Origin of the sequence: Micromonospora sp. KLBMP9576 (assembly GCF_050941805.1) — a bacterium.
In the GTDB taxonomy this organism is placed as follows: domain Bacteria; phylum Actinomycetota; class Actinomycetes; order Mycobacteriales; family Micromonosporaceae; genus Micromonospora.
In genome coordinates this window covers 5,782,486-5,808,706 of record NZ_CP194567.1, presented here as the reverse complement: position 1 = coordinate 5,808,706, position 26,221 = coordinate 5,782,486, and the positions used below count along the sequence as shown (strand labels likewise).

The window sequence follows — 26,221 nt, the reverse complement described above, 5'->3', positions numbered from 1 at the left end:
CTCTCTCGCAACGCCCGGCAGCGGCGCCGTCGCACGAACCCGTGATCCGTCCAACGGTGGATCCCGCACGGGGCGCGGCCGTCACGACTCTCGGTGCCCTCGTGCTGGTTCACCATTCATCCTCACCAGGGAGTGATTCGATGAGTCGCGACACCGCACTCGTCTCGGCCGAGTGGGCCGAGAAGAACCTCGACGCCCCGGGCGTCGTCTTCGTCGAGGTCGACGAGGACACCTCGGCGTACGACACCGGTCACCTCGCCGGCGCGATCAGGCTCGACTGGAGGACCGACCTCCAGGACCAGGTGCGCCGGGACTTCGTCAACAAGAGCCAGTTCGAGGCGCTGCTCTCCGAGCGGGGCATCAGCAACGACGATACCGTCGTGCTCTACGGCGGCAACAACAACTGGTTCGCCGCGTACGCGTACTGGTACTTCACCCTCTACGGCCACCGCGATGTGAAGCTGCTCGACGGCGGTCGCAAGAAGTGGGAGCTGGACGCCCGCCCGCTGGTCACGGACGCGGTGACGCGCCCCGCGACGCGGTACGTGGCACAGGAGCCGGACACCTCGATCCGGGCCTTCCGCGACGAGGTCGTGGCCGCCATCGGCACCAGGAACCTCGTCGACGTGCGCAGCCCCGACGAGTTCGCCGGCCGGCTGCTCGCCCCCGCCCACCTGCCGCAGGAGCAGGCGCAGCGGGCCGGGCACATCCCCACGGCGATCAGCGTGCCGTGGTCGAGGGCGGCCAACGAGGACGGCACCTTCAAGTCCGACCACGAGCTGCGCAAGATCTACGCCGACGCGGGGCTGGACGACGGCCGCGAGACCATCGCGTACTGCCGGATCGGCGAGCGCTCCTCGCACTCGTGGTTCGTGCTCCAGGAGCTGCTCGGTCACCGCAACGTGAAGAACTACGACGGATCGTGGACCGAGTACGGCTCGCTGGTCGGCGTGCCGGTCGCGCTCGGCGACGAGCCCGGGGAGGCGTGAGCCATGACCGCACCCACCGCCGCCGGCTGCGCGGCCCCCGACCAGGCCGCCCCGCTGCCCGCGAGCCTGGACCTGGAGAAGGAAACCGTGATCACGGGCGTGGTACGCGCCGCCCCGGGCGAGGTGGTCCCGGGCGCGTACGTCCGGCTGCTCGACTCGACAGGTGAGTTCACCGCCGAGGTGGTGACGTCGCCGGCCGGTCAGTTCCGGTTCTTCGCCGCGCCGGGCACCTGGACCCTGCGGGCGCTGTCCCGGCACGGCAACGGCGACGCCGCCGTGACCGCCGCCCGGGGCGTCAACGAGGTCGTCGTCACCGTCGCCTCCTGACCCACGTCCTGACCGGCCCGTGGCCCGTCCCCCGCACCGGGGCGGGCCACGACCGTGTCCGGACGACGGTGGTGGGCGCCACCGCCGTCCGGGCGCGCCGGGACGGGCGTGACACGATGGCCCCCGTGAACGGCGTGGAAGCGGCGGGGTACGCCCCGCCTACCGGTCCCGGAAAGCCGGCGTCCTCCCGGCGGTGGTGGCGTCTGCTGCTCGCCGCCACCGTGGCGTGGGCGGTGCTGCTGGCGGCGCTGACCTGGATCTCGGTGCGCAACGACCCGCCGACCGTCCGCGAGCAACGCAGCCTGGCCGAGGCCGGGCCGGTGGTCGACGGCGCGGTCGGCGAGCTGGTCGCGGCGGCCGGTGACACCGCCGTGCTGACCCCGCCCAGGATCGAGCGGGGCTGCCGGATCACCCCGTTCGCCGACGGTGCCGACCTGTCGCGCGGGGTGGACGTCTTCGTCGTGGCGGGCGGGGAGCGGGCCCTGCTGGAGCAGGTCGCCGACCGGTTGCCGGCGGCCTGGCGGGCCGGGGTGCGGGCCACCTCGGACGGCCCTCGGCTACGCGCCGACGCGGGTGAGTTCGTGACCGTCGACGGCGGGGTCGAGGGGGACGGCCGGGTCCGGTTCACCGTCGACAGCGGCTGCCGGCCGGTCGGCGACGGTCACGTCGTACCCGGCACGGGCGCGGCCGGCGCGGAGGCCGACGCCCTCGCGGAGGCCCTGCGGGCCCTCGGCGCTCCGGCCGATTCCATTCCCGAGCTGGTCACCGCGCCCTGTCCCGGTGGCGGCACCGCCCGTAGCGCCCGTTCGCCCGGCGTCGTGGCCACGTCCGCCCCGGTCGCCGCGCTGGCTCCCGTCGGCGGCGCCCCGGTGCTGCGGGACCTCGCGGCGTACGCCTACCGGCGCGGCCCGGTCACCGTCGTCGCCGACCTCTCCGGCGACCGCGTGGTGCTCTCCGCGACCACCGGCTGCGCGGCCTGACCCACCGGTCGGCGGCGCGGCGGGCGGCGCCGGGCGGCGGTCAGTAGACCAGGGCCTGTGCGCCCTCGGCCATCGTCTCCTCGACGAAGACCGCGGCGCCGGCGATGCGCACCCCCGGCAGTACGTCGTCCGGGCCGATGTCCCGCCGGGCGGCGCACTGCGTGCAGGCGGTCACCGTGCCGGTGGTGAGGATCACGTGCAGCAGCTCGGCCAGCGGGGCGGAGTGCGGCAGCTCGAACTCCTGCGCCCGGCCGGGCAGCGCGAACCAGGTCGACTCCCCGGTCAGCCAGAGCGACACGGGCACCCCGGCGGCGGCCGCGGTGGCGGCGACGGTGAAGGCCTGGGCGCACCGCTCGGGGGCGTCCGCCCCGGCGGTCGCCTTGACGACGAGATTGCGGGCCATGGGACCCAGCATAGGATGGTCGCGATGGTTACCGAGATCGGGTTCGTCAGCCTGCTGGTCGCCGGTCTGGGCGCGCTCGCCGGTGGCCTGGTCTACCTGGCTGTACGCATATCGAGAGGGCGCTGGTGAGTGTGAGGAGTGAGCCGGGTTTGCGAGCCCCGCAGTCGCGAACGAAGGTGACCCGGTGAGCGACGAGAATCCGATGCAGCCGCCGCCGTGGCTGAACGCGCCGCCGGTCGAGCCGTACCCCTTCGAGGAGAGTCACGACCTGCGCGCCGGTCCGAAGCTGCACCCGGCGTTGGACGGCCTGCTGCCGTACGTCGGGGTGTGGCGCGGCCGGGGGCGGGGCGGCTTCCCCACCATCGACGACTTCGACTTCGCGCAGGAGATCCGGATCAGCCACGACGGCCGGCCGTTCCTCTGCTACGAGTCGCGTGCCTGGATCCTCGACGAGCAGAGCCGACCGGTCCGCCCGGCGGGCCGGGAGATCGGCTGGTGGCGGCCGGTGATGGACGGCGACAAGGCCACCGACGAGCTGGAAGCGTTGATGAGCGTGCCCACCGGGGTGATGGAGCTGCACGTCGGCAAGCGCACGGGCGCCCAGATCGAGTTCGTCACCGACGCGGTGGTCCGCACGTCGACCGCCAAGGAGGTCACCGCCGGGCACCGCCTCTTCGGCATCGTCGAGGGTGCCCTGCTCTACGCGCAGGAGATGGCGGCCGTGGGTCATCCCCTCTCCCCGCACCTCTCCGCCCGCCTCATCCGGGTGGCCGGCTGAGCCCTGCCCGGTCTCTGCGCCGCCCCGGGCACCCCGTCATGGGGCGGGGAAGCCCAGCAGGGCCTGGAGGGCGGGGGTGTGCGGGCAGCGGCGCAGCGGCACGGCGTCCAGGGCGCGGACTTCCACGAGGCCGCGGACGGACGAGCTGAGCCACACCCCGTCGGCGGTCCGCAGCCCGGCCGGGGTGACCAGGCGCTCGGCGGCGCGCAGGCCCAGTTCGTGGGCGTGTGCGAGGAGCCAGGCGGCGGTCACTCCCGGCAGGACGCCGGTCTCGGCGGCGGGCACCGTGCAGAGGGTGTCGCCGGCCAGCCAGACGAGGTTGGCGGTCGGCCCCTCCAGGGCGTACCCGTCGGTGGAGAGCCAGAGCACGTCGTCCACCCCGGTGCGGGCGGCCCACCGGCGGGCGGCGGTGCTGACCGCGTACGAGGTGGACTTGATGCCGGCCGGCAGCCAGTCGAGTGCGGGGCGGGCCCGCGCCGCGACGCCGAGCGGCAGGGTCGCCGCGGTGATCCCGTCGCGGCGGGCCGCCCGGGCCGCCGCCGGCACCTCGCCCAGGGTGGCGTAGGCGGTGGGTGGGCCGCCGCCCTCCGGGCCCCGGGTGCAGACGAGCCGCAGCGCCCCCTCCACCTCGGCGGGCCAGCCGGCGCGGACGGCGTCGAGCAGCCCGACCAGCACACCGGCGGCGGGCAGCGTCAGCTCGACGGCCGCCGCCGCCCTGGCCAGCCGGGCCAGGTGTGCGTCGCGCAGCCACGGCCGCCCGCCGCGCAGGTGCATGGTCTCGAAGAGCCCGTCGCCGTGCAGCACGCCCCGGTCGTCGCCGCGCAGCACCGGCTCCCCGGGCGGCAGCAGCCCGCGCCCCGGCACGGCGATCCTCGACGCCACCACGGTCGTCGAGCCTAGCGGCGTCGTCCGCGGCGGGCCGGGTGCGACCCGGGTCTCCCGGCGGTGGCGAGGCCGAGGGGCGGCGGACGCCGCGCGGCGAACTATGATCGGACGGTGTCCGAATCCTCCCTCGCGGAAATACTCCGCGCCCGTGGGCTGCGGCTGACGGCGCAGCGGCAGTTGATCCTCCAGGCCGTGCTGGATCTGGGCCACGCCACCCCGGAGCAGGTGCACACCGCCGTCCGGGAGGTGGCCGCGGGAGTCAACATCACCACCATCTACCGCACGCTGGAACTGCTGGAACGGCTCGGCCTGGTCACCCACACCCACCTCTCCCACGGCTCGCCGACCTACCACGCGGCCGGTGAGGACCAGCACGTCCACCTCGTCTGCCGGGACTGCGGCACGATCGACGAGATGGATCCGGAGCTGCTGCGGCCCCTGGTCGACGAGTTGGCGAGCCAGCGGGGGTTCCGGGTGGACATCGGCCACGTCTCGTTCTTCGGCACCTGCGTGCGCTGCGAGAACGGGGACCGGAAATGATCGACATCGCGGGTGCGGTGAGCGTCGAGAGCATCGACGAGGCCAGCCGGGACCAGCCCGATGCGGCACACGCGGCGGCCGGTGTGCGGGGAGTCGCGGCACACTACGGCGACCCGATGCGCGAGCAGCGCACCCTCGACACGGCTGTCGGCCTGGTCGACCGCTCGCACCGGGGCGTCGTCGCGGTGCCGGGCGAGGAACGGATCGGCTGGCTGCACACCCTCACCACTCAGCACCTGGCGCAGCTCGTCGCCGGCCAGGGCACCGAGCTGCTGGTGCTCTCCCCGCACGGGCACGTCGAGCAGCACGCCATGGTCGCCGAGGACGGCGGCACCACCTGGCTCGACACCGAGCCGGGTGCCACCGCCGGCCTGCTGTCCTACCTGGAGCGGATGCGGTTCTTCAGCAAGGTCGAGCCGCGCGACGTGACCGCCGGGCACGCGCTGCTGTCCCTGGTCGGGCCGGAGGCGACCGCGGCGGTGGCGTCGCTTGGCGTGACGGGGCTGGCCGACCCCGACGTGGTCGCGGTGCCGGGTCCGAAGTTCCGCTCCGGCGAGGTGCCGCCGCGGCCGACCGCGCTGTACGACGTGCGCCCGCTGCCCGCCGGCGGCTGGGCGCGTCGGGGTCCGCTCGGCGTGGACCTGCTGGTGCCCCGGGCCGCGATGGAGCAGGTGGTCACCGGTCTCCGGAGCGACGGCGTGCCCGTCGCCGGGCTGTGGGCGTACGAGGCGGTGCGGGTGGCCGCCCGGCGGGCGCGGGTCGGGGTGGACACCGACCACCGGACCATCCCCGCCGAGGTGGACCTGATCGCCCCGGCCGTGCACCTGGACAAGGGCTGTTACCGGGGCCAGGAGACCGTGGCCCGGGTGCACAACCTGGGCCGGCCGCCGCGTCGGCTCGTACTGCTGCACCTCGACGGGGTGACCACCGACCAGCCGCCGGCCGCCGGCACGCCGGTGACCCTCGACGGCCGGACGGTCGGCTTCGTCGGCACGGCGGTGCACCACCACGAGCTGGGCCAGGTCGCCCTCGCCGTGGTGAAGCGCAACGTCGCCGACGACGCCCGGCTCCTCGTCAACGAGACCGCCGCCGCGATCGATCCGGCCTGACCGCCCGTTGGCGAAAGAATCTCCCTTTCGTGGCGCTGGGGCCGCAAGAGTTCCGGTCGACTGGCTCGCCGGCCTCGGTCTAGGATCGCCGGCATGACGACAGGGACGTTGATCACGGTTGCCCCCACCGGCGCGGAGTCGACCAAGGCGGAGGTGCCGGCGCTGCCGGTGACGCTGGACGAGCTGCTGCTGACCGCCAAGGAGTGCGAGGCGCTCGGCGCCGCCGTGATCCACGTGCACCTGCGTGACGACGAGGCGAAGCCGACCCTGGACCAGGGGCGGCTGCGGGAGACCGTGGCGGCTCTGCGGGGGAGCACCGACCTGATCGTGCAGCTCTCCTCCGGCGGTGCGGTGACCGACCCGGAGGCCGACCGGCTCGCCGTGCTCGACGCCGGACCGGACATGGCCTCCTGCACGATGGGCACGCTCAACTTCGGCGACGACGTCTTCCTCAACCGCTGGGACTTCATCGTCGACCTGCACACCCGGATGCAGGAACGCGGCATCGTCCCCGAGTACGAGATCTTCGACCTGGGCCACCTGACCGCCCTGCAACGGCTGCTCGGCAGGTACGGCCTGCCGGCCGGCGGGCACGTGCACGTCGACTTCGTGATGGGCGTGCCGGGCGGTATGCCCGGCACCACCTCGACGCTGGTCTCCGCCCACCAGGCGCTGCGCGACCTGCCCGAGGGCACCACCTTCGCGGCCACCGGCATCGGCCGCAGCACGATCCCGGTCATGCTCGCGTCGCTCTCGGCCGGCGGGCACCTGCGCGTCGGCATGGAGGACACGGTGACCTACGCCAAGGGCCGCCCGGTCGAGTCCAACATGCAGCTCGTCGCCCGGGCCGTCGGCTTCGCCCAGCTCGCCCAGCGGCCGCCCCTGACCACCGCCGAAGCGCGCGGGCTGCTCGGCGTGCCGGCCGCCGCCCGGTAAGCGGCGACCCGGCCGGCGCTGCTGTACGCCGGGCGGCAGACCGCCTGCTCACCCGCCTGCCGGGCAGCGGGCCGCTGCTGCCGGTACCTTCCACCTGTGGCAAAGACGTACGAGGGCGGTTCGCCGCTCGCCGAGGTGGTCCGGTCGGGGTTCGTCGAGGGCGTGCACCGGGGGTCCGTGGTGGTGCTGGACGCCGCGGGCGCGACGGTGGCCGGAGCCGGGGACGTGACCTCCCCGGTCTTTCCGCGCTCGTGCAGCAAGCCGATGCAGACGGTCGGGATGCTGCACGCCGGGTTGGCGTTGACCGACCCCGCCGACGTGGCGCTGGTCTCGGCCAGCCACGCCGGGGAGGAGTTCCACCTGGCCCGGGTGGGCGCGTTGCTGGCCCGCGCCGGGCTGGACGAGTCGGCCCTGGGTTGCCCGCCGGAGCTGCCCGTGGGCGACGAGGCCCGCGCGGCCGTGCTGCGCGCCGGCGGCGGCCCCAGCCGTACGCAGATGAACTGCTCCGGCAAGCACAGCGGGATGCTGCTGACCTGCCTGGCGGCCGGCTGGCCGCTCGACGGCTACTGGCACCCGGAGCACCCCTTGCAACAGCGGCTGCGGGACGCGATCGAGGAGTTCACCGGCGAGCCGGCGGCGGCGGTCGGGGTGGACGGCTGCGGCGCGCCGGTGCTCGCGGTGTCGCTGACCGGCCTGGCCGGGGCGTACCTGCGGTTGGTCTCGGCGGAGCCCGGCTCCGTGCCCCGGGCGGTCGCCGACGCGATGCGCGCGCACCCGGACCTGGTCGGCGGCACGCTGGCCGACGACAGCCGGCTGATGCGCGGGGTTCCCGGGCTGCTCGCCAAGATCGGTGCCGAGGGCGTGCTCGCCGCGGCGATGCCCGGGGTCGGGGCGGTCGCCCTCAAGATCGACGATGGCGCGGGCCGCGCCCGGACGCCGGTGCTGGTCTCCGCCCTGCGCCGGCTCGGCGTGGACGCCCCGGTGCTGGCCGAGTACGCCGAGACGCCCCTGTTCGGCGGCGGCCTGCCGGTCGGCGCGATCCGCCCCCTCTGGTAGCGGCCCGCCGGTGGTCCGCGGTGACGACGGGCCGGCAGTCGTCCGGCGCGGACGCGGCCTGTCATCTATCGTGAGCGGGGAGTGCCGGCGCGGCGTCCCGGGTCTGCCTCCCGACCGAGACCACCGAGTCAGTGGGAGCAGGGCATGGGCCTCATCCACATCGAGCTGTTCGCCACCCTCGACCTCGTCGGGCAGTCGCCCGGGGGCCCCGAGGAGGACCCGGCGGGGTTCCGGTTCGGCGGCTGGCAGGCGCCCTTGCTGGACGAGGTCGCCGGGGCGCAGGTCGGTGCCGCGTACGAGGGGACGGACGCTCTCCTGCTCGGCCGGCGGACCTATGACATCTTCGCCGCGCACTGGCCGCAGCAGGAGGGCGGCGAGGACGGCGAGATCGCCGCGCTCTTCAACAGCGTCCCGAAGTACGTCGCCTCGCGTGGGCGGCCCGACCTCTCGTGGGCCGGGTCCACGCAGCTCGGCCCGGACCTGGCGGGCGCGGTGCGTGAGATCCGGGACCGGCACGAGCACGTGAAGGTGGTCGGGAGCCTGAATCTGGTGCAGACCCTGCTGCGCGAGAGGCTCTTCGACCGTCTCGACCTCTGGGTGCACCCGATCGTGCTCGGCGTCGGCAAGAAGGTGTTCGACGGTGGCGCGGTGCCCGCCAGTCTCACCCTGCTCGAACCGCCGGTGGCGAGTCCGACGGGCACCGTTTACCTGCGCTACGCGCTGGCCGAGGGGACGCCCGGCACGGGGGACATGAGCGCGCCCGGCCGCGGTGCCGGACGCGACGACTGAAGCCACCCCCGCGCCAGGCGGGTCCTTGTCGTCGGTCCGGCCGGTGGTGGCGGCGTCAGGGGAGGAAGCCGAGCAGGGCGGCGTTGACCGGGGCGGGGCGCTCCAGCGGCAGCAGGTGCCCGGCGTCCGGCACGTCCGGCAGGCGGGTCGCGTGGGGCGCCTCGGCCGCGATCCGGTCGGCGAGGCGGCTGATGTCGGGTACGTCGGCGGCGCCGGCGCCGACGAGCACGGGCATCCGGAGTTCGCCGAGGCGTCCGATCGCGGGCGGGTCGAGTTCGGCGATGTCGACCGCGCTGAGCGCCAGTTCGGCGGCGAGCGCCCGCAGGTCCATCTCGTGGGCGAAGGCGAGCAGCCCCGGGTCGATGTCCTCGGGTTCACGGTGCGGGCCGACCACCCAGAACCGCACGTCGCCGGTGGCGCTGGCGGCGACGTCCTCCGGGTCGACCTCTCCCACCAGGCTGTCCCAGAGGTCGTTTGCCTCCTCCGACCATTCGTGGCCCGAGGCGGCGGTGCCCAGGAGGGCGAGCGCGGTGACCCGGTCCGGGTGGGCCAGCGCGGTGTCGATCGCCACGGCGCCGCCGAACGAGCAGCCGACCAGGGCGGCCCGGGGGAGGTCCAGCGCGTCGAGCAGCCCGGCCACGTCGTCGTGGTGGGCGAACGGGGCCGGCGGGAGTTCGGATTCCCCGTAGCCGCGCAGGTCGAGGGTGATCACCCGGTGCCGCGCGGCGAGCGGGCCGACCTGTTCGCGCCACATGCGGCGGTCCGCGATGCCGGCGTGCAGCAGGACGACCGGGCTGCCGCTGCCGGTGTCGTCGTACGCGAGCAGGGCGCCGTTCACTTCGATCTTGGTCACTGTGGAAAGGTACGCAGGGGGCGACCGGGACGCAACCGGCTTGTTACGGCGCGGGCTGGGCGGTGCGGGGCTCCGGTCGGAGACCGAACATCGGCAGGCAGGCCGCCACCCCGTGGACCGTCACGGCGGGCCGGTCCTGCCGGCTCCACTTCTCGCGGGTGAGCCGGAGGCGATCTGACACGAGGGCCTCGTCGCCGCGGGCGTCGACGGAGATGCCGTCGTGCTCGTAGCCGAGCTTGCGGGAGACCCCCTGGGACGAGTGGTTGTCCTGGAAGACCTCGGTGCGTGCGGCATCGGCGCCGAGGTGGTCGAAAGCCAGCGTGAGCAGGCCGGCGCGGGCCTCGGTTCCGTAGCCCCTGCCCTGGTGGTCGACCCCGAGCCACGCCGACGTCGTGACCTCCCGGACCACCAGGAAGTCGCGTGCGGCGAGCGTGACCACACCGAGCGGCTCGTCATGCCGGAAGACGCCGAGGCCGAGCCGCCACGCCGAGTGGCTCCAGCCGCCGAGCCTGTCCCAGTGCCCCTGCAACACGCCGAGCGCCCGGTCCTCCGGGTCGCCGTCGGTCCACGGCGTCAGGAACGGGCGTTCGCCCGCACGGTGCACGCCCCGGCCCGCGAGCTGGGCGAGGTCCGCCAGTTCCTCCTCGTGGGGCAGGCGCAGTTGGAGCCGGGGTGTGGAGATGGTGAGGCCGTACTGGGGCCACAGGTCGACGAGCACGAGCTCGATCGTGGCGGGCCGGACGCCGTCGCGCCACCGGTTTATCGGCGGCGATCACTCTGGCGGCCGGCCGGCCGGGCGTGGCCGGGGTCGGCAACAGCCGGGCGGTGAGACGTCGCTAACTCTGGTTAGCGTTTTGCTTGCAGTAGCTAGCAGGGCGGGTTAGCGTCGGGTCATGGCCACTGGTAAGGAGCTTCCCGACGTCGGCGGGTTCATTCGCGACCTGCGCCGCAACGCGAAGATCTCACTCCGGCAGCTCGCCGAGCAGGCGGGGGTCAGCAACCCCTACCTCAGTCAGATCGAACGCGGCCTGCGCAAGCCGAGCGCCGAGGTGCTCCAGCAGCTCGCCAGCGCGCTGCGGGTCTCCACCCCGGCGATGTACCTGCGGGCCGGGCTGCTCGACGACAAGGAGGGTCAGGGCGTGCTCGCGGCGATCACCGTCGACCCCGACCTGACGATGGCGCAGAAGCAGTCGCTCACCCAGATCTACGAGACGTTCCGCCGGGAGAACGCGCGGCTCGCCGAGGCGACCGCGGCGGCCACCGGCGCGACACCCGCCACTGGCCCCGCAGCCGCCGAGCCGGGGGCCACCGCCGGCCCCGTGCCCGGGGCGACCGCCGGCCCGTCGGATTCCGCCGAGGCGGCGCCCGACCTGGCGAACCTCGCCGCGACGGGCCCCACCACGCCGCAGGGGACCCCGACCGAGGCCGTCCTGGAATCGGTCGCCGTCACCGAGGCCGGTGCCGCCCCCGCTCCGATCGACACCCCCGTGAAGAAGAAGGCCGCCGACGCGGCCGAAGAGGAGAAGTGATGACCCAGCCGAAGACCAGCCGCATCCCGGCCCCGATCTACGCCGCCGCTGGTGCCGGCGAGCTCGCCCTCCAGCAGCTTCGCAAGCTTCCCGCCGTCGTGACCGACCTCGGCACCAAGGTCGTCGCCGACCTGGGCGGCAAGGCCGTCGTCACCGGGGTCGAGCTGCGCCAGAAGGCCAACGACACCCTGCGTACGGCGAACCTGACCGCCGGCGGCCTGCGCGAGAAGGCCGTCCCGGCGGAGCTGGACCTGAAGCGCCTGCGTGAGGTCGCCGACCTCGAGAAGCTGCGCGTGGTCGCCGACCTGGACCGGCTGCGCGTCGTGGCGGCCCGCAACGCCGCCGTGATGGTCGCCGGTGCCCAGGCCGCGCAGGAGCGGGCGCAGGCCGCGTACGTCGCGCTGATCGCCCGCGGCGAGCGGGTCGTCGGCGCCGGCGTGCTGGAGGCCGCCGAGACCGTGAACGCCGACATCGAGGCGACCGGGACCGAGGCCGCCGTCGCGACGTCGACCACCGCCGTCGCGACGCCGGCCACCGCGACCGCGACGCCGGCCACGGCGACCGCGACGCCGGCCACGGCGACCGCGACGCCGGCCACCGCGACCGCCGCCGAGGTGCCGACCCCGGCCGACGTGGCCGAGGTGCTGGAGGCCAAGCCGGCCACCGCCAAGAAGGCGACCACCCGGGCCACCAAGGCCGCCGCCACCAGGGCCGCCGCGAAGCCGGCCGCCGCCCCGTCGGCGAAGCTGCCCCGGGCCACCAAGCGGGCCCGCCCGGCCGCCGAATAGTCCGCTGCGCCGATGGCCCCGCTGCGTCCTGTCGGACGGATCGGGGCCATCGGCATAAGCTTGCCGACATGGCCTACGCCGCGCCGCTCTTCGCCTTCGATGTTCGCTACGTGACCGAGCTGATCCTGCTCGTCTTCGCGTTGATCGTGCAGGGCATCGCCCTGGTCCACGCCATCACCCAACGCTCCGACGCCTTCTCGGCCATCGGCACGCTGCCCAAGGGCGGCTGGATCGCGATCCTTGCCGTCTGCCTGGTGCTCACCCTGCTCGGCTTCGGTCCGATCAGTCTCTTCGGGCTCGTCGGCATCGCCGCCGGTCTGATCTACCTGCTCGACGTCCGGGTGGGGCTGCGCGACCTGAGTGACGGCAAAGGGTTCTGGTGAGGGATTTCCGCTGGCCGCCCCCGCCGGACGGAGGGCCCCGCACCTGGGGCCCCGGCCCGGGTGGCCCGCGTACCGGTCGGCCGGCCCTGCCGGAACCGGAGACCGAGCTGGTCGCCACGCCGCACGGCGTACACCTGGAGCAACTCGTCACCGGCACGGGTGACCCGGTCACGGTCTTCGCCCACGGGCTGGGCAACGGCATCGCCACCACCCGGCCGTTCGGCAGCGGGGTGACGGGCCGCAAGCTCTTCTTCCAGTTCCGCGGGCACGGCCGCTCCGACGCGCCGCCCGGTCCGTGGAGCTACCTCGACCTCGCCCGTGACCTGCGCGCGGTCGCCGACCTCGGCGGCGCCAGCCGGGTCTTCGGCGCCAGCCTCGGCGCGGGCGCGCTCTGCCGGCTGCTGATCGAGAGCCCCGACCGCTTCGAGCGGCTCGTCTTCTTCCTGCCCGCCGCGCTCGACCGGCCCCGCGGCGAGGCCGCCCGGGCCCGGCTGACCGCGCTGCTCGACGCGGTGGAGGCCGGCGACGCCTCCGCCGTCGCCGACGTGGTCCAGGCCGAACTGCCACCCGGGGTACGCAACACCCCGGCCGGCTGGGCCTACCTGCGCCAGCGCCTCGACCAGCTTCTGCGCGACGGGCTCGCCCCGGGGTTGGCGGGCCTGCCGGGGCAGGCGCCGCTGCGCGACGCCCGGCCGCTGGCCGCGGTCACCGCGCCGGCCCTGGTGATCGGCTGCACCGGCGACGACCTGCATCCGGTCGAGGCCGCCGAGCAGCTCGCGGCCGTGCTGCCCCGGGCCACCCTGCACGTGTACGACCGGCCGGGCGTGCTCTGGAGCGAACGCGCCGACCTGCGCAGCCGGGTGTCTACCTTCCTCAACGGGTGACGCGACCACCGGCGTCGGACACCGACGCCGGTGGCCGGCCCGTCACACGAGGTCGACGCGTTCCCGTTCGATCGGGTAGCCGGCCCGGGCGAAGGCGGCGGCCATCGGGTGGTTCGGCTGGTCGGTGGCCGCCACGATCTCCTCCGCCCCCGCCTCGACGAGCAGGTGGGTGGCCTCGACCAGCAGGTCGTACGCGTAGCCGCGCCCGCGCTGTCCGGGCACGACACCGACGAAGCCGACGACCGGGTCGCTGTGGTTGCGGGCCGGGACGGTGACGCCGACCAGTTCACCGGTCGGCGTCCAGGCCAGCCGCCACCAGTCGCGCGGGCTCGGCAGCCAGCGCAGCAGGTCGAGTTCCTCCCGGGCCGCCGCGTCCGCCCCCTGCCCGGCGGTGGTGTGGCGGTTGTGCGCGTCGAGGCTCCCCTCGCCGATCTGGCGCAGCACGTCGAGGACCACGGCGTCGTCCGGCTCCGGGCGGAACTCCAACCGGCCGGGCCGGGCGGGCAGCCCGCAGCTCGGTGTCCAGCGGTACCGGTACCGCTCGACGAGCACCGACATGCCGGCGGCGGTCGCGACCGCTATCCGGGCCTCGGCCTGCGCGCGGACGGCCGGCTCGCAGCGCCAGCCGGGCGGCAACGACAGCGTGTACTCGGCCCGCAGCGGCGCGGCCCGCAACAACCGCACCGCCGCCTCCTGATCGGTGAAGTCGAGCCAGTCGAGGGCCAGTGGCGCGTCGTCGTCCGGCCCCGCCCACCAGGCGGCGCGGGCGACCACCACGCCGTCACGCAGGGCGACCCAGCTCCACTCGGGACGGTACTGCCCGTCGGCGGCCATGTCGGAATAGTTCTCGCCGAAAGCGGCGCGGCCGACCAGCCGGGGGTCGGGCAGTGAATCGAACAGTGTTACCTCGCCCGCGGTGATCGGGCGGATGACCAGGTCGGTCATGGGGATCCTTCCGGGTGTGACGTGCTCCCGGATCAGGACCGCGGCGTCCTCGGGGCCGGGTGGGAGCACGACGATGTCATGACGGACACGGTGCCCACCTCCTTCCCGAGATCGAGGACGCCTGAGGACGCTAGCCGCAGCCTCCGCGCCGACAAACCGTATTTCGGGTGACGCGGCGGCGGTGAGCCGCGAGCACCCGCGTTGTGCCGCTCGCCTGACCGGTCGATCTTGGCACGAAACGGCCCCTCCGGGAGGCTCCAGGGCACTTTCCTACCAAGATCCGCCGGAGCCGGAGCCGGAGCCGGAGCCGGAGCCGGAGCCGGGGCCGGAGCCGGGGCCGGAGGCGGAGGTGGGGAGGTGGGCGGCGCGGACGGCGAGCAGCCAGCGTTGCACCGTCGTCTCGTCCGAGCGCTGCGGCAGCGGGGTGCGGACGCGGTCGAAGTCCCGTTCCGCCTCGGCGAGCAGCGTGCGTGCCTCGTCCAGGGCGCCGCCGGCCACCCGCTCGCCGAACCCCCGGAACCACTGTGGGTCGGCGAGCCGGATCTCCAGCACGCCGGTGGCGTGCAGCACCCGGCCCTGGTGCAGCAGCCGGGCCAGGTGCCGGGCGTGTTTGGCGACCCGCCGCCGGGTGTCGGCGGAAGCCGTCCCGTCGCCCCGGGACTCCAGCTTGCGGAACTGCTGGCCGGCGTACCCGAGGTAGGCGGCGCGTACGCGGGGCGCGCTGAGGAACGCCGAGCGGATGGCGATCAGCCGGTCGCCGAACTCCGTACGGGTCTCGTAGCAGTCCTCCGGCAACCAGGCCAGCTCGGTGGCGGTCGGGTTGCCGCTCAACGCCAGGCGGCACCACTTCGCCGCCTCGTGCAGGGTGATGTCCGGGTCGGTGGTCACCACCGACTCGCGGGGCGGACGCAGGCCGTGGAACGCGACGGTGGGCGCGGCGAACACGCCGAGCCGGTCGACGTCGGAACCCGGCCCGGCCAGCCCGTACGCGACCGAGCCGACGATCCCGGAGAGCAGCAGGTGCATGCCGGCGAGCATGACGCACGACACGGCTTCACGAAACCGGACTTCGGTTGTCAGGTATCGCTGACAGGCTCGCCGCATGACGACACCACTGACAGGGAAGGTCGCGCTCGTCGCCGGGGCGACCCGGGGCGCCGGGCGGCAGATCGCGATCCAGCTCGGGGCCGCCGGCGCCACGGTCTACGCCACCGGCCGCAGCAGCCGGGCCGGCCGCTCCGAGATGGACCGGCCGGAGACCATCGAGGAGACCGCCGAACTGGTCACCGCCGCCGGCGGCACCGGCATCGCCGTGCGGGTCGACCATCTCGTATCCGAGCAGGTCCGCGACCTGGTCGCCCGGATCGACGCCGAGCAGGGCCGCCTCGACGTGCTGGTCAACGACATCTGGGGCGGCGACCCCCTGACCACCTGGGAGAAGCCGGTCTGGGAGCAGCCGCTGGAGGCCGGCTTCCGCAGCCTGCGCCTGGCGATCGACACCCACATCATCACCTGCCATCACGCCCTGCCGCTGCTGATCCGCCGCCCGGGTGGCCTGGTGGTCGAGGTCGGCGACGGCACGCGGGAGCACAACGACGCCAACTACCGGCTCTCGGTCTTCTACGACCTGGCCAAGACGTCCGTGAACCGGCTCGCCTTCAGCTGGGCACACGAGCTGAAGCCGCACGGCTGCACCGCCGTCGCGCTGACCCCGGGCTGGCTGCGGTCCGAGGCGATGCTGGAGCACTACGGCGTCACCGAGGAGAACTGGCGCGACGCCGCCGCCAAGGAGCCGCACTTCGTCATGTCGGAGACGCCGGCCCTGGTCGGCCGCGCGGTCGCCGCCCTGGCCGCCGACGGTGACCGGGCCCGCTGGAACGGCGCGTCGCTCGACAGCGGCGGGCTGGCCCAGGTGTACGGCTTCACCGACCTGGACGGCACCCGGCCGCACTGGGCGCGCTACTACACGGAGGTGGTGGAGCCCGGCCGACCGGCCGCCGAGACCGGCTTCCGCTGACCCGGCCCCGGCCCCGGCTCGGGTTGCGGCTCGGGCTCCGGCTGCGGCCCGGCGTAGCGGCGGGTCATCCGTTCGGCCGCCTCGGCCAGCCTCGCCCGCAGCTCCGGCGGGTCGAGCACCTCCACCTCCGGGCCCAGCCCCAACAACTGGTGGTACGCGACGTCGACGGACTCGACGGGCAGCCGGGTCACCACCCAGCCCTGCCCGTCGGGCCCGCCGGCGCCGGCGACCGCCTCGTCGTACGCGAAGGGGGCGTCCGCCAGGTGCCGGAGCTGGCGCAGGCCGGCGGGGCTGAGCCGGACGGTGGCCCGCTCCCGCAGCACGCCCCGCTGGAACGCCTCGGCCCGCTGCCGCCAGTGCCCGGCCAGGTCGAAGCCCTCGTCCCGGTCGAAGGTCTCCCCGCCCACCGCCACGCCGGTGACCCGGTCGACCCGGTAGGTGCGCACGTCGTCGCCGACGCCGCCCACGAGGTACCAGACGCCGTTCTTGAGCACCAGCCCGTACGGCCGCACGCCGCGCGTCACCTCGCGGTCGCCGCGCCGGTAACGCAGCTCGACCACCCGGTCCCGCCAGACGGCGCCGGCCAGTTCGGTGAGCCACGGCGGCGGCCCCGCCTCGCGGAACCAGCCCGGCACGTCCAGGTGGAACCGCTGCCCGGTGCGGGCCGGCGCGTCGCGCAGCGCGGGCGGCAGCGCCGCCAGCACCTTCAGTTCGGCCGAGGCCACCGCGTCGGCGAGTCCCATGTCGCCGGCCGGGCCGGGCAGCCCGGCCAGGAAGAGCGCCTCCGCCTCGTCCCGGGTCAGCCCCGTCAACCGGGTCCGGTAGCCGCCGAGCAGCCGGTAGCCGCCCGCCCGGCCCCGGTCGGCGTAGACGGGCACCCCGGCGGCGGAGAGCGCCAGCACGTCCCGGTAGACGGTCCGCTCGGAGACCTCCAACTCGCGCGCCAGTTCCACCGCGGTCATCGTCTCCCGGGCTTGCAGCAGCAGGACCAGGGAGATCAGCCGGGATGCGCGCACCCGTCCATCCTGCCCGGCGGGCTCAGCGTCCGTTCGCCGGTGCGCGGGCCCGGGTCGTAGGCACGGCCGCGACGAGCAGGTCGGGGGCGCCTGTACGCCGGGCACCGGTCGGTCGCGGCCGGTCGGTGCGCCGGCGGCCACTAGGCTCTCCGTCGTGAACGCACCCCGCATCGCCGCGCCCGTGACCGGCGCCGCCGGCCGGTTCTTCGCCGGCGTGGGCCTGCTCCTGCGCGGCCTCGGTCTCTACGTCCGCAGTCCCGGGATGATGCTGCTCGGCCTCATCCCGGCGCTGATCTCGGGCGCGCTCTTCGTGGCCGCGTTCGCCACCCTGGCGTACTTCGTGGACGACCTGGCCGCGCTGGTGACCCCGTTCGCCGACGACTGGTCGACCACCGCGCGCAGCCTGGCCCGGGTGATCGCCGGGCTGGCCTTCCTCGGCATCGGCGGCCTGCTCGCGGTGGTCAGCTTCACCGCCGTCACCCTGGTCATCGGCGACCCGTTCTACGAGAAGATCTCCGAGCGGGTCGAGGAACGCCTCGGCGGCACGCCCAACGCGGTCGACGTGCCGTTCTGGCCGTCGCTGCGGCGCAGCCTCGCCGACTCGGTACGGCTGGTGGGCCTGTCGATCCTCTTCGGCATCCCGCTCTTCGCCGCCGGCTTCATCCCGGTGGTCGGCCAGACCGTGGTGCCGGTGATCGGGGCGGCGGTCGGCGGCTGGCTGCTCGCCGTGGAGCTGGTCGGTGCCCCCTTCTACCGGCGCGGGATGCGGCTGCCGCAGCGGCGCGCACACCTCAAGGCGGACCGCCCGACGACGCTCGGCTTCGGGGTGGCGGTCTTCGTCTGCTTCCTGATCCCGCTCGGCGCGGTGCTCGTCATGCCGGCCGCCGTCGCCGGGGCGACCCTGCTGGCCCGTCGGTCGCTCGGCCAGTCCACGGCGGAGGGCTGACGTGGAGATTACCCTGGTCGAGGGGGACATCACGACCCAACGGGTGGACGTCGTCGTCAACGCCGCCAACTCGTCGCTGCTCGGCGGCGGGGGAGTGGACGGGGCCATCCACCGGCGGGGCGGTCCGGCCATCCTCGACGAGTGCCGGGCGTTGCGCGCCTCCCGGTACGGCCGCGGCCTGCCCACCGGCCAGGCGGTCGCGACCACCGCGGGGAACCTGCCGGCGCGCTGGGTGGTGCACACGGTCGGGCCGGTCTGGTCGGCCGGGAAGGACCGCTCGGCGCTACTGCGCGACTGCTACGCGAACAGCCTGCGGATCGCCGACGAGCTGGGTGCGGCCAGCGTGGCGTTTCCGCTGGTCTCGGCCGGCGTCTACGGCTGGCCGGTCGAGGACGCCGTCCGGCAGGCCCTGTCGGTGCTCCGCCCGGCTGCCCCGACGCACGTCACCGAGGCCCGGCTGGTACTCTTCGGCGCCGACACCCTGACGGTCGCGCAGCGGGTGTCTGCCGCCGGCTGACCGGCGGGCGGGCCGACGGCGGATCGCTGGCCGGCGGGCGGGCCGACCACGCGAGGGTGGTCGGTGGCCGGGTCAGGAGAGGTCGCGCAGGCAGGACCAGCTCGACCCGACCGGGCGGTAGCCGAGCTTGACGTTGATCGCCAGCATCGGCGCGTTCGCCTCGTCGTTCGAGGTGTAGGCGACGCGTACCCCGTCGGCGGCGGCGCGGTGCAGCGCCGCCGTCTTGGCGAGGCGGGCAAGCCCACGCCGCCGGTGCGCCGGCACCGTACCGGTGTAGTCCGACCACATCCGGTCGCCGTCGCGTATGACGAGGCTGAACGCCGCCACCTCGCCGCCCGTCTCGGCCGCCGTGCTGGCCGCCCGGTCCAGGCCCAGGTTCTCCCACACCTCGTGGCGCCAGGCGTCATAGCTGATCGAGTCGGCCGGCACGTCCTCCGGTTCGTCGGCCGCCGCCGCCGTCTCGGCCAGGTGGAGCCGACGCGGGTCGACGTCGGTCAGCGGGAGCAGCCGTACGCCCGGCGGCGGCTGCGGCATCGGCGGGGCCGGCCGCAGGTCGAGCGCCGAGTAGCGCAGCTCGCGGCTGGGCGTGAACCCGTGCCGGCGGGCGAACGGCAGCGACTCCGGCAGCGCCCAGGTGCGCACCCGACGGGCGCCGATGTCGCGCAGGTGCCCCAGCGCGGCGGTCAGCAGCGCGGTGCCGGCGCCGCGGCCCCGGTGCTCCGGGTGCACGTGCAGGGTGGCGACCTCCCCGACGTCGGGCTCGGACGTGTGGGCGTTGCGGTACGCCGACACCCAGCCGACGACGGCGCCGTCCACCTCGTGGACGTACGCCGTCCAGGCCTCGTCGGGCGGCGGCTGGGCGATCATCCGGCGGGTCGACTCGACACCGCGTACCAGGTAGGGGTGCACGATGGCGCGCAGCGCCACCACGGCGGGCGCGTCGTCGGGGCGGGCCGTCCGGATCGGCATGTCAGTTCCCGTCGCGGGCGACGGCCTCGACCTCGACGGCGGCGACGGCCTTGACGGCGGCGACGGCCTCGACCTCGACGAGCTGCTCGGGGTAGCCGAGGACGGTCACTCCGAGCAGGGTGCTGGGCGGCTCGTGGTCGCCGAAGGCGTCCCGGACGACCTCCCAGGCGGCCACCAGGTCGGCCTGGCGGGACGAGGCGACGTACACGGTGGTCCTGACGACGTCGGTGAGCCGGGCACCGGCCGCCGCGAGGGCGGTCTCCAGGTTCGCCATGACCTGCCGGGCCTGGCCGACCGGGTCGCCGGGTGCGACGGTCCGCCCGTCGGCGTCGAGCGGGCAGGCGCCGGCGGTGAACACCAGCCGGGCGGGCGGGACGACCGTGGCCGCGTACGCGTACTCGGCGACGTCGGAGAGCGCGGGTACGCGGATGAGCTGGGCCGGTTCGGTCACAGCGGGGACCATAGTCGCGGGCCCGGGTGCCGACCACCGGATTACCGGCCCGGAGGGCGAGGCGGGATTCGAGGACGATCCCCGCTCGGGGGTGGTTGGTGGCGGCGTGCCGTCGCCGGTGGGGGCGGCACGGGTCGGGGCACAGGTACGCGTGGGAGATCCTGGTGGGAAACGGCCTCTCCGGGGGCCGTTTCCCACCAGGATCTACGACCGTCCCAGAAAGCGGAACCAACCTCCCGGCACTCGGGCGGGAGCCCGGGGAGGGCGGCCAGCGCGGCGGGAAGGGGCTTGCGGGGGCGGCCCGGTCGTGGTCGGGCCGCCGGTCAGGCCGACTCGCGGACGATCAGCTCGGTCGGCAGCATCAGCGCCTGCTCGACCTGCTCGCCGGCCGCGATCCGCAGCAGTTGCCGGGTCATCGCCCGCCCCAGTTGCACGATCGGCTGGCGGACGGTGGTCAGCGGCGGCTCGGTGTACGCGGCGGTCTCGATGTCGTCGAAGCCGATCACCGCCACGTCGTCCGGCACCCGCCGCCCCGCCTCGCGCAGCGCCCGCAGGGCGGCGTGCGCCATCAGGTCGGAGGCGGCGAAGACGGCGTCCAGGTCGGGATGCTCGGCGAGGAGCTGCCGCATAGCCGTCGTGCCGGACTCGCGGGTGAAGTCGCCGGTCGCCACGAGTTCCGGCAGGCCGGCGTCGGCGACCGTGTTCCGGTAGCCGGCCAGCCGTTCGATGCCGGCCACCATGTCCTGCGGGCCGGCGATCGTGGCGATCCTGCGGCGACCACTGTCGAGCAGGTACCGCACCGCCCTGGCGACCCCGCCGACGTGGTCGACGTCGACGTAGGGCACGTCGGCGCCGTCGAGCGGCCGGCCGCTGCACACGACGGGGATGCCGAGGCGGGCCAGCCGGCCGGGCAGCGGATCCTCGCCGTGCAGCGAGGCGAAGAGCACCCCGTCGACGTGCCGCCCCGTCGTGTAGCGCTCGACCCGGTCGTGTCCGGCGGGCGAGCCGGCCAGCATCAGCACGAGCTGCTTGTCGGCCGCCTCCAGCTCCTGCGCCGCGCCCCGGATGATGCCGGGGAAGACCTGGTCGTCGGAGAAGACCCGGGTGGCGGCCTCGGGCAGCACCAGGGCGACGGAGTCGGTCCGCTGGGTGACCAGGCTGCGGGCGGCCAGGTTCGGCACGTACCCCAGCTCGGCCACCGCCTGGTGGACCGCCTCCCGGATCGGTTCGGCGACGGTCGTGGAGCCGTTCACCACCCGGGACACGGTGGCCCGTGAGACGCCCGCCAGCCGGGCCACCGCCTCGAGTGTCGGCCGCTGCGCCGTCGTCATCCCCGTTACCACCGCCTCGTCACAGCCCGTTCCGGGAGATCACCTCCTGGTACCACCGGGCACTGGACTTCGGTGTGCGTCGTTGCGTCAGGTAGTCGACGTGGATGATCCCGAACCGTCGACGGTAGCCCTCGGCCCACTCGAAGTTGTCCAGCAGTGACCATACGAGATAGCCCCGCAGGTCCACGCCCCGGGAGATCGCCTCGTGGGCGGCGCGCAGGTGCCCGTCGAGGTAGGCGATCCGATCGTCGTCCAGCACCTGCCCGGCGCCGTTCGGGGCGTCCGCGCCGGCCTTGTCGGGAAACGCCGCGCCGTTCTCGGTGATCATCATCGGTACGCCGGGATAGTCCGTGGCGATGCGCTCCAGCAGCCGGGTGAGCCCGGCCGCCTCGATCATCCAGCCCATGTCGGTCAGTGGCCCCACCGGCGGGAGGAACTCCACCGCACCGGCGGTGCCCGGGTAGGCGGCGCTGCCCGCGCCGTCGGCCCGGCCGGCGACGTAGGTGGGCTGGTAGTAGTTGATCCCGAGCAGGTCGATCGGGGCGGCGATCAGCTTCTCGTCGCCGTCGCGCAGGAATGTCGGCTCGACGATGCGGGCCACGTGCTCCCGCACGTCGTCGGGGTAGGCGGCCCGCAGCAGCGGATCGAGGAAGATCCGGTTCTGTAGCCCGTCGACCAGGTGTGCCGCCGCCACGTCCGCGGCGCTGTCCGCGTCGGCGGGGCGCACGTCGGCCGGGTTGAGGGTGATCCCGACGGTCTGCGCGCCGCCCGCGCGCAGCGCGCGGGCCGCCAGGCCGTGCCCGAGCAGCAGGTGGTGCACGGCGGCGAAGGCCGCGCCCGGGTCCTGCTCGCCGGGGGCGTGCACCCCGTTGCCGTAGCCCAGGTACGCCGAGCACCACGGCTCGTTGAGCGTCGTCCAGGTGCGGATCCGGTCGCCGAGGCGGCCGTGCACCGCCGTGGCGTACGTGGCGAAGTGCTCGGCGGTCTCCCGGTTGGTCCAGCCGCCCCGGTCCTGCAGGGTCTGCGGCAGGTCCCAGTGGTAGAGCGTGACGATCGGGTCGATGCCCCGGGCCAGCAGCGCGTCGGTGAGCCGGTCGTAGAAGTCCAGGCCGCGCGGGTTGACCGGGCCGGTGCCGTCGGGCTGGATCCGGGGCCAGGCCACCGAGAAGCGGTACGCCGCCAGCCCCAGCTCCGCCATCAGCGTCACGTCGTCGGCGTACCGGTGGTAGTGGTCGCAGGCCACGTCGCCGGTGTGGCCGTGGTGGACCTTGCCCGGCGTACGGCTGAAGGTGTCCCAGATCGACTGGCCGCGGCCGTCGTCGGTGGCCGCGCCCTCGATCTGGTACGCGGCGGTGGCCGCCCCCCAGACGAAGTTCTCGGGGAATCGCAGAGTGCTCACGCCTTGATCGCACCTTCCATGATGCCGCCGATGATCTGGCGGCCGAACAGGACGAAGACCAGCAACAGCGGGAGGGTGGCGATGGCCGTCCCCGTGAACACCTGGGACATGTCGGTGTAGTACCCGTCGGACAGGGTGCGCAACGCCAGCTGCACGGTGGGGTTCTCCGGGTCGTTGAGCACCGCGTACGGCCAGAGGAAGTCGTTCCAGGTGGTCATGAACGTGAGCAACCCCAGCACGGCGGCGGCCGGGCGCAGCGCCGGCAGCACGACGTTCCAGTAGATCCGCGCGGTGTTGCAGCCGTCCACCCGGGCGGCCTCGATCAGCTCGGTGCTGACCGCCTGGCCCGCGTACTGCCGCATCATGAAGACCCCGAAGCCGGTGACGAGGGCCGGCACGATCACCGCCGGCAGCCGGTCGTTCCAGTTCAGCTTCGTCATCAGCATGTACAGCGGGATGACGCCGAGCTGGGTGGGCACCATCATCGTCGCGATGATCGCCATGAGCAGCGCGTTTCGACCCCGGAAGCGCAGCTTGGCGAAGGCGAACCCGGCCAGCGTGGAGAAGAGGACCACCGAGACGGTGACGGTGCTCGCCACGATCGCCGAGTTGATCAGCCCGGCGACGAAGTACGCGTCGGTGTTGCCGAGCAGGCGGGAGATGTTCGCGCCGAGGTTGCCGCCGGGGGTGACCGGGGGCGGTAGCTGGCCCATCGCGTCGTTGGAGCGGCTCGCCACCACGAACATCCAGTAGATCGGGAAGATCGACAGGATTCCGGCGGCGATCAGCGCCGCGTAGGTGAGGCGGCTGGCGGCCCAGAGCCGGCTCATCGCGCGCCCCCCGTCGACTTCGCGTCCTCCTTCGGGGGCTTCCCGCCACCGAGCCGGCGCAGGAGCAGCACGTTGACTGCCGCGACGACGGCGATCAGCGCGAAGAGCAGCCACGCCACCGCCGAGCCGTACCCGAAGTTGTAGTGGGGTGCGAAGGCGTTCTCGAACATGTACATGGTCACGGTCTGCGACTCCCGTAGCGTCCCGCCCCGGATCGGGTTGGTTCCGGAGTGGAACAGCCGGGGCTCGGTGAAGAGTTGGAGCCCACCGATTGTGGAGATGATGACGGTGAAGATGATCGTTGGCTTGAGCAGCGGGACGGTGATCGACCAGAACTGCCGGACCCGGTTGGCGCCGTCGATGGCGGCCGACTCGTAGAGGTCGCGGGGGATGGCCTGCATGGCGGCCAGGAAGATCAGCGCGTTGTAGCCGGTCCACCGCCAGTCGACCATGGCGGAGATGGCCACCCAGGACGCGACCCGGTTGGACTTCCACTCGATCGCGTCGATGCCCACCAGGTCGAGCAGCCAGTTGATCATGCCGAACTCGCGGCCGAAGAGCACCCCGAAGACGATCGCGACCGCGGCGGTCGAGGTGATGTTCGGGATCAGCACCGCCATCCGGAACGTGGTCCTGGCCCGGAGCTTCCGGTTGAGCAGGTTCGCCAGCCAGAGCGCCGCCAGCAGTTGCGGAACCGTGGAGATGACGAAGATGCCGAAGGTGTTGACGACGGCGTGCCAGAAGTCGGTGTCGGCCAGCAGTTGGCTGTAGTTCTGCAGCCCGACGAACGGGTGGTCGCTGCCGAGCAGGTCCCAGTCGTGCAGGGAGACCCAGAAGGTGTAGGCCAGCGGGTACGCCCCGAACACCCCGAAGAGCACGAAGAACGGGGCGACGAACAGGTAGGGCGAGTATTTCGTGTCGAGGCGGCTGAACCGCATCGTCGGCGGACGCCGGCCGGTGCGGGGCGCCGGCGCGACCGGCGGGCGCGCGTCGAGCTGGACGGTCATGCCCGGACCACTCCTTTCCCGGGCGCGGGCGGGAGAGGCGCCACGGCACCCTCCCGCCCGCGCTCCCGGCGGGCTACTTGGCGGCGGCCTTCTTCGCGTTGTTGACCGCGTCGGTCCAGCCCTGTTCGGGTTTGCGCTGGCCCAGTTCCACCGTCCGGACGGCGTTCTCGACCTCCGTGCGGACGGCCTGGTTCTTCGGCCCCATGTAGACGGGCTTCAGGGTCTTGGCGCCCTCGGCGAAGATCTGCCCGACGGGGGCGTCGGAGAAGTACGCGTTCTTGGCGTCGACGATCGCGGGGTCGGCGAGCGCCTCCGGCGAGGAGGGCATCTGGCCCTTGGCCTTGAACGCGCCGATCTGGCCCTTGGCGCTGGTCAGGAACTTCGCCAGCTCGATCGCCTCGGCGCGGTGCTTGCTCTGGGCCGGCACGGCGAGCCACGACCCGCCCCAGTTGCCGCCGTCGCCGGGCACCCGGGCGATGTCCCACTTGCCCTTGGCCTCGGGGCCGGCGTTGCCCTCGATGACGCCGGTCATCCAGGCGGGGCAGGCGATGGTGGCGAACTTGGCCTGTTTGAAGGCCGACACCCACTCCTCGGACCAGGAGCCGTACTTGCCGGAGAGGCCCGAGTCGACGATGTCCATCGTGGTGTCCCAGGCCTGCCGGACCGCCGGGTTGCTGTCCACCACCAGGTTGTCGCTGGTGTCGTAGTAGTGGTAGCCCTGCGCGTTGCCCGCGGTCTGGAGCACGAGGGTGTTGAAGATGTTGGTCGCGGCGTCCAGGAAGGAGGCGCCGGTGTTCTTCGCCTTGAACTGCTCCCCGACCTTGATGTACTCCTGCCAGGTCGGCCAGAGCTTGGACACCGCCTCGCGCTCGGTGGGCAGGCCGGCCTTGGCGAACAGGTCCTTGCGGTAGCACATCGCCATGCCGCCGACGTCGGTGCCCAGGCCGATCACCTTGCCGTCCTTGGTGGTGGCGCCCTTCCACTTCCACTCCAGGAAGTTGCCCTGGAGTTCGGCCCCGCCGTGGTCGAGCAGGTTGACGAAGTTGTCGGGGTTGGCCTTGTATTCGACCATCAACCCCTCTTCGATGGCGACGATGTCGCCCGCGCCCTTGCCGGCGGCGAGCCACTGGGTCAGCTTCGGCGAGTAGTCGTCGAGGTTGGTGCCCGTGCCACGCTCAACGATCTTCACGTTGGGGTGGCTGGCCTCGTATTCCTTGTAGAGCTCTTCGTAGCCGAACTGGCTGAACACGTCCACGGTCAACGTGATCTTGCCGTCCCCGGCGGGCTCGTCGTCGCCGGCGCAGCCGGCGGTGGCTAGCAGTGCGGTGGCGGTGGCGAGGGCCACCGCCGCCAGGCGGCGGCGCGGATTGACACCCATATCGGTCGGACCCCTCTCAGGTCGTCTGAGGTGGTGAGGCAGGTGGTGGAGCAGAGCTGAGAGAGCGCTCTCACGACAGGGTGGTGGCTGACCCGGGCGCTGTCAAGAGAGCGCTCTCCACCGGCCGCCGGGGAAGCCCGGACGCGAACGAGAGTGGCCGCCCGGGCACGGGCGGCCACTCTCGTC

The 26,221-nt window shown here is 73.8% G+C and carries 31 protein-coding genes; 17 read left to right on the top strand and 14 right to left on the bottom strand.

The window, feature by feature from the left end:
• Nucleotides 1-140: 140 nt before the first annotated feature.
• The 3 genes from ACQ452_RS25825 (at nucleotide 141) to ACQ452_RS25815 (ending at nucleotide 2,296) form a co-directional block, all read left to right on the top strand.
• Entirely contained in the window at nucleotides 141-989 is an 849-nt protein-coding gene (locus ACQ452_RS25825) for a sulfurtransferase (RefSeq protein ID WP_433388052.1), read from the top strand.
• Between the two features lie 3 nt (nucleotides 990-992).
• Nucleotides 993-1,316 carry a DUF1416 domain-containing protein gene (locus ACQ452_RS25820; protein ID WP_433388050.1) on the top strand — a complete coding sequence of 108 codons (324 nt, stop codon included), beginning with the start codon at nucleotides 993-995 and terminating at the stop codon, nucleotides 1,314-1,316.
• 125 nt (nucleotides 1,317-1,441) lie between these two features.
• On the top strand, nucleotides 1,442-2,296 hold the full coding sequence (locus tag ACQ452_RS25815; RefSeq protein ID WP_433388049.1) for a hypothetical protein: 855 nt from the start codon (nucleotides 1,442-1,444) through the stop codon (nucleotides 2,294-2,296).
• 40 nt (nucleotides 2,297-2,336) lie between these two features.
• Here ACQ452_RS25815 and ACQ452_RS25810 read toward each other — a convergent pair whose 3' ends face one another.
• Entirely contained in the window at nucleotides 2,337-2,711 is a 375-nt protein-coding gene (locus tag ACQ452_RS25810) for a DsrE family protein (protein ID WP_433388047.1), read from the bottom strand.
• Between the two features lie 12 nt (nucleotides 2,712-2,723).
• Here ACQ452_RS25810 and mtfM point away from each other — a divergent pair, with 12 nt between their 5' ends.
• Nucleotides 2,724-2,828 (top strand): small membrane protein MtfM, encoded by a 105-nt coding sequence (gene mtfM / locus ACQ452_RS25805; protein ID WP_267897534.1) that lies wholly within the window; start codon nucleotides 2,724-2,726, stop codon nucleotides 2,826-2,828.
• 55 nt (nucleotides 2,829-2,883) lie between these two features.
• A complete protein-coding gene (locus ACQ452_RS25800; protein WP_433388045.1) occupies nucleotides 2,884-3,477 on the top strand; it encodes an FABP family protein in 594 nt (197 codons plus the stop codon).
• Between the two features lie 36 nt (nucleotides 3,478-3,513).
• On the opposite strand, the gene ACQ452_RS25795 is transcribed toward ACQ452_RS25800, so the two are convergent.
• Nucleotides 3,514-4,362 carry an aminotransferase class IV gene (locus ACQ452_RS25795; protein ID WP_433388043.1) on the bottom strand — a complete coding sequence of 283 codons (849 nt, stop codon included), beginning with the start codon at nucleotides 4,360-4,362 and terminating at the stop codon, nucleotides 3,514-3,516.
• Between the two features lie 111 nt (nucleotides 4,363-4,473).
• On the opposite strand from ACQ452_RS25795, the gene ACQ452_RS25790 reads away from it, so the two are divergent.
• The 5 genes from ACQ452_RS25790 to ACQ452_RS25770 all read left to right on the top strand — a co-directional run bounded on the left by ACQ452_RS25790 (nucleotide 4,474) and on the right by ACQ452_RS25770 (nucleotide 8,792).
• The gene (locus ACQ452_RS25790; RefSeq protein WP_433388041.1) at nucleotides 4,474-4,902 is read left to right on the top strand and encodes a Fur family transcriptional regulator; all 429 of its coding nucleotides are present in this window, start codon (nucleotides 4,474-4,476) and stop codon (nucleotides 4,900-4,902) included.
• Nucleotides 4,899-6,011, top strand: coding sequence for a YgfZ/GcvT domain-containing protein (locus tag ACQ452_RS25785; RefSeq protein ID WP_433388039.1), 1,113 nt, complete (start codon nucleotides 4,899-4,901; stop codon nucleotides 6,009-6,011). Before ACQ452_RS25790 ends, ACQ452_RS25785 begins: the two co-directional genes overlap by 4 nt.
• Nucleotides 6,012-6,104: 93 nt before the next feature.
• A complete protein-coding gene (locus tag ACQ452_RS25780) occupies nucleotides 6,105-6,947 on the top strand; it encodes a 3-keto-5-aminohexanoate cleavage protein (protein WP_433388037.1) in 843 nt (280 codons plus the stop codon).
• Nucleotides 6,948-7,043: 96 nt separating this feature from the next.
• The gene (locus ACQ452_RS25775; RefSeq protein WP_433388035.1) at nucleotides 7,044-8,003 is read left to right on the top strand and encodes an asparaginase; all 960 of its coding nucleotides are present in this window, start codon (nucleotides 7,044-7,046) and stop codon (nucleotides 8,001-8,003) included.
• A gap of 144 nt (nucleotides 8,004-8,147) precedes the next feature.
• Nucleotides 8,148-8,792, top strand: a complete 645-nt coding sequence (locus tag ACQ452_RS25770; protein ID WP_433388034.1) for a dihydrofolate reductase family protein — start codon at nucleotides 8,148-8,150, stop codon at nucleotides 8,790-8,792.
• A gap of 55 nt (nucleotides 8,793-8,847) precedes the next feature.
• Here the strand turns inward: ACQ452_RS25770 and ACQ452_RS25765 are convergent, their stop codons facing one another.
• A complete protein-coding gene (locus ACQ452_RS25765; RefSeq protein ID WP_433388032.1) occupies nucleotides 8,848-9,645 on the bottom strand; it encodes an alpha/beta fold hydrolase in 798 nt (265 codons plus the stop codon).
• Nucleotides 9,646-9,688: 43 nt separating this feature from the next.
• Complete coding sequence (locus ACQ452_RS25760) at nucleotides 9,689-10,363, bottom strand: GNAT family N-acetyltransferase (protein WP_433388031.1); 675 nt, start codon at nucleotides 10,361-10,363, stop codon at nucleotides 9,689-9,691.
• Between the two features lie 175 nt (nucleotides 10,364-10,538).
• Between ACQ452_RS25760 and ACQ452_RS25755 the strand changes: the two genes are divergently transcribed.
• The 4 genes from ACQ452_RS25755 to ACQ452_RS25740 all read left to right on the top strand — a co-directional run bounded on the left by ACQ452_RS25755 (nucleotide 10,539) and on the right by ACQ452_RS25740 (nucleotide 13,229).
• Nucleotides 10,539-11,174: a helix-turn-helix domain-containing protein gene (locus tag ACQ452_RS25755; RefSeq protein WP_433388029.1), complete on the top strand. Its 636-nt coding sequence runs from the start codon at nucleotides 10,539-10,541 to the stop codon at nucleotides 11,172-11,174.
• Entirely contained in the window at nucleotides 11,171-11,962 is a 792-nt protein-coding gene (locus tag ACQ452_RS25750) for a hypothetical protein (protein ID WP_433388027.1), read from the top strand. Before ACQ452_RS25755 ends, ACQ452_RS25750 begins: the two co-directional genes overlap by 4 nt.
• A gap of 68 nt (nucleotides 11,963-12,030) precedes the next feature.
• Nucleotides 12,031-12,345 carry a DUF2516 family protein gene (locus tag ACQ452_RS25745; RefSeq protein WP_433388025.1) on the top strand — a complete coding sequence of 105 codons (315 nt, stop codon included), beginning with the start codon at nucleotides 12,031-12,033 and terminating at the stop codon, nucleotides 12,343-12,345.
• Nucleotides 12,342-13,229: an alpha/beta fold hydrolase gene (locus ACQ452_RS25740; RefSeq protein ID WP_433388023.1), complete on the top strand. Its 888-nt coding sequence runs from the start codon at nucleotides 12,342-12,344 to the stop codon at nucleotides 13,227-13,229. Before ACQ452_RS25745 ends, ACQ452_RS25740 begins: the two co-directional genes overlap by 4 nt.
• A 42-nt stretch (nucleotides 13,230-13,271) precedes the next feature.
• Here the strand turns inward: ACQ452_RS25740 and ACQ452_RS25735 are convergent, their stop codons facing one another.
• Complete coding sequence (locus tag ACQ452_RS25735; RefSeq protein ID WP_433388020.1) at nucleotides 13,272-14,174, bottom strand: GNAT family N-acetyltransferase; 903 nt, start codon at nucleotides 14,172-14,174, stop codon at nucleotides 13,272-13,274.
• Nucleotides 14,175-14,444: 270 nt separating this feature from the next.
• Complete coding sequence (locus tag ACQ452_RS25730) at nucleotides 14,445-15,200, bottom strand: nucleotidyltransferase domain-containing protein (protein ID WP_433394418.1); 756 nt, start codon at nucleotides 15,198-15,200, stop codon at nucleotides 14,445-14,447.
• A 76-nt stretch (nucleotides 15,201-15,276) separates the two neighbouring features.
• Between ACQ452_RS25730 and ACQ452_RS25725 the strand changes: the two genes are divergently transcribed.
• On the top strand, nucleotides 15,277-16,191 hold the full coding sequence (locus tag ACQ452_RS25725) for an SDR family oxidoreductase (protein ID WP_433388018.1): 915 nt from the start codon (nucleotides 15,277-15,279) through the stop codon (nucleotides 16,189-16,191).
• Here ACQ452_RS25725 and ACQ452_RS25720 read toward each other — a convergent pair.
• Nucleotides 16,137-17,207 carry a helix-turn-helix transcriptional regulator gene (locus ACQ452_RS25720; RefSeq protein ID WP_433388016.1) on the bottom strand — a complete coding sequence of 357 codons (1,071 nt, stop codon included), beginning with the start codon at nucleotides 17,205-17,207 and terminating at the stop codon, nucleotides 16,137-16,139. The genes ACQ452_RS25725 and ACQ452_RS25720 overlap by 55 nt on opposite strands.
• Before the next feature lie 154 nt (nucleotides 17,208-17,361).
• Here ACQ452_RS25720 and ACQ452_RS25715 point away from each other — a divergent pair, with 154 nt between their 5' ends.
• Together ACQ452_RS25715 and ACQ452_RS25710 are read left to right on the top strand one after the other, a co-directional pair.
• Entirely contained in the window at nucleotides 17,362-18,153 is a 792-nt protein-coding gene (locus tag ACQ452_RS25715) for an EI24 domain-containing protein (RefSeq protein WP_433388015.1), read from the top strand.
• A gap of 1 nt (nucleotide 18,154) precedes the next feature.
• Nucleotides 18,155-18,670: an O-acetyl-ADP-ribose deacetylase gene (locus ACQ452_RS25710; protein ID WP_433388013.1), complete on the top strand. Its 516-nt coding sequence runs from the start codon at nucleotides 18,155-18,157 to the stop codon at nucleotides 18,668-18,670.
• Nucleotides 18,671-18,742: 72 nt separating this feature from the next.
• Here ACQ452_RS25710 and ACQ452_RS25705 read toward each other — a convergent pair whose 3' ends face one another.
• The 7 genes from ACQ452_RS25705 to ACQ452_RS25675 all read right to left on the bottom strand — a co-directional run bounded on the left by ACQ452_RS25705 (nucleotide 18,743) and on the right by ACQ452_RS25675 (nucleotide 26,035).
• Complete coding sequence (locus tag ACQ452_RS25705) at nucleotides 18,743-19,639, bottom strand: GNAT family N-acetyltransferase (RefSeq protein ID WP_433388011.1); 897 nt, start codon at nucleotides 19,637-19,639, stop codon at nucleotides 18,743-18,745.
• A gap of 1 nt (nucleotide 19,640) precedes the next feature.
• The gene (locus ACQ452_RS25700) at nucleotides 19,641-20,090 is read right to left on the bottom strand and encodes a RidA family protein (RefSeq protein WP_433388010.1); all 450 of its coding nucleotides are present in this window, start codon (nucleotides 20,088-20,090) and stop codon (nucleotides 19,641-19,643) included.
• A 323-nt stretch (nucleotides 20,091-20,413) separates the two neighbouring features.
• Entirely contained in the window at nucleotides 20,414-21,421 is a 1,008-nt protein-coding gene (locus tag ACQ452_RS25695; RefSeq protein WP_433388009.1) for a LacI family DNA-binding transcriptional regulator, read from the bottom strand.
• A gap of 19 nt (nucleotides 21,422-21,440) precedes the next feature.
• Nucleotides 21,441-22,820, bottom strand: a complete 1,380-nt coding sequence (locus tag ACQ452_RS25690) for a GH1 family beta-glucosidase (protein ID WP_433388007.1) — start codon at nucleotides 22,818-22,820, stop codon at nucleotides 21,441-21,443.
• Nucleotides 22,817-23,650 (bottom strand): carbohydrate ABC transporter permease, encoded by an 834-nt coding sequence (locus ACQ452_RS25685; RefSeq protein ID WP_433388006.1) that lies wholly within the window; start codon nucleotides 23,648-23,650, stop codon nucleotides 22,817-22,819. Before ACQ452_RS25685 ends, ACQ452_RS25690 begins: the two co-directional genes overlap by 4 nt.
• On the bottom strand, nucleotides 23,647-24,657 hold the full coding sequence (locus tag ACQ452_RS25680) for a carbohydrate ABC transporter permease (protein ID WP_433388005.1): 1,011 nt from the start codon (nucleotides 24,655-24,657) through the stop codon (nucleotides 23,647-23,649). Before ACQ452_RS25680 ends, ACQ452_RS25685 begins: the two co-directional genes overlap by 4 nt.
• Before the next feature lie 73 nt (nucleotides 24,658-24,730).
• Nucleotides 24,731-26,035 (bottom strand): ABC transporter substrate-binding protein, encoded by a 1,305-nt coding sequence (locus ACQ452_RS25675; protein ID WP_433388003.1) that lies wholly within the window; start codon nucleotides 26,033-26,035, stop codon nucleotides 24,731-24,733.
• Nucleotides 26,036-26,221: the final 186 nt, after the last annotated feature.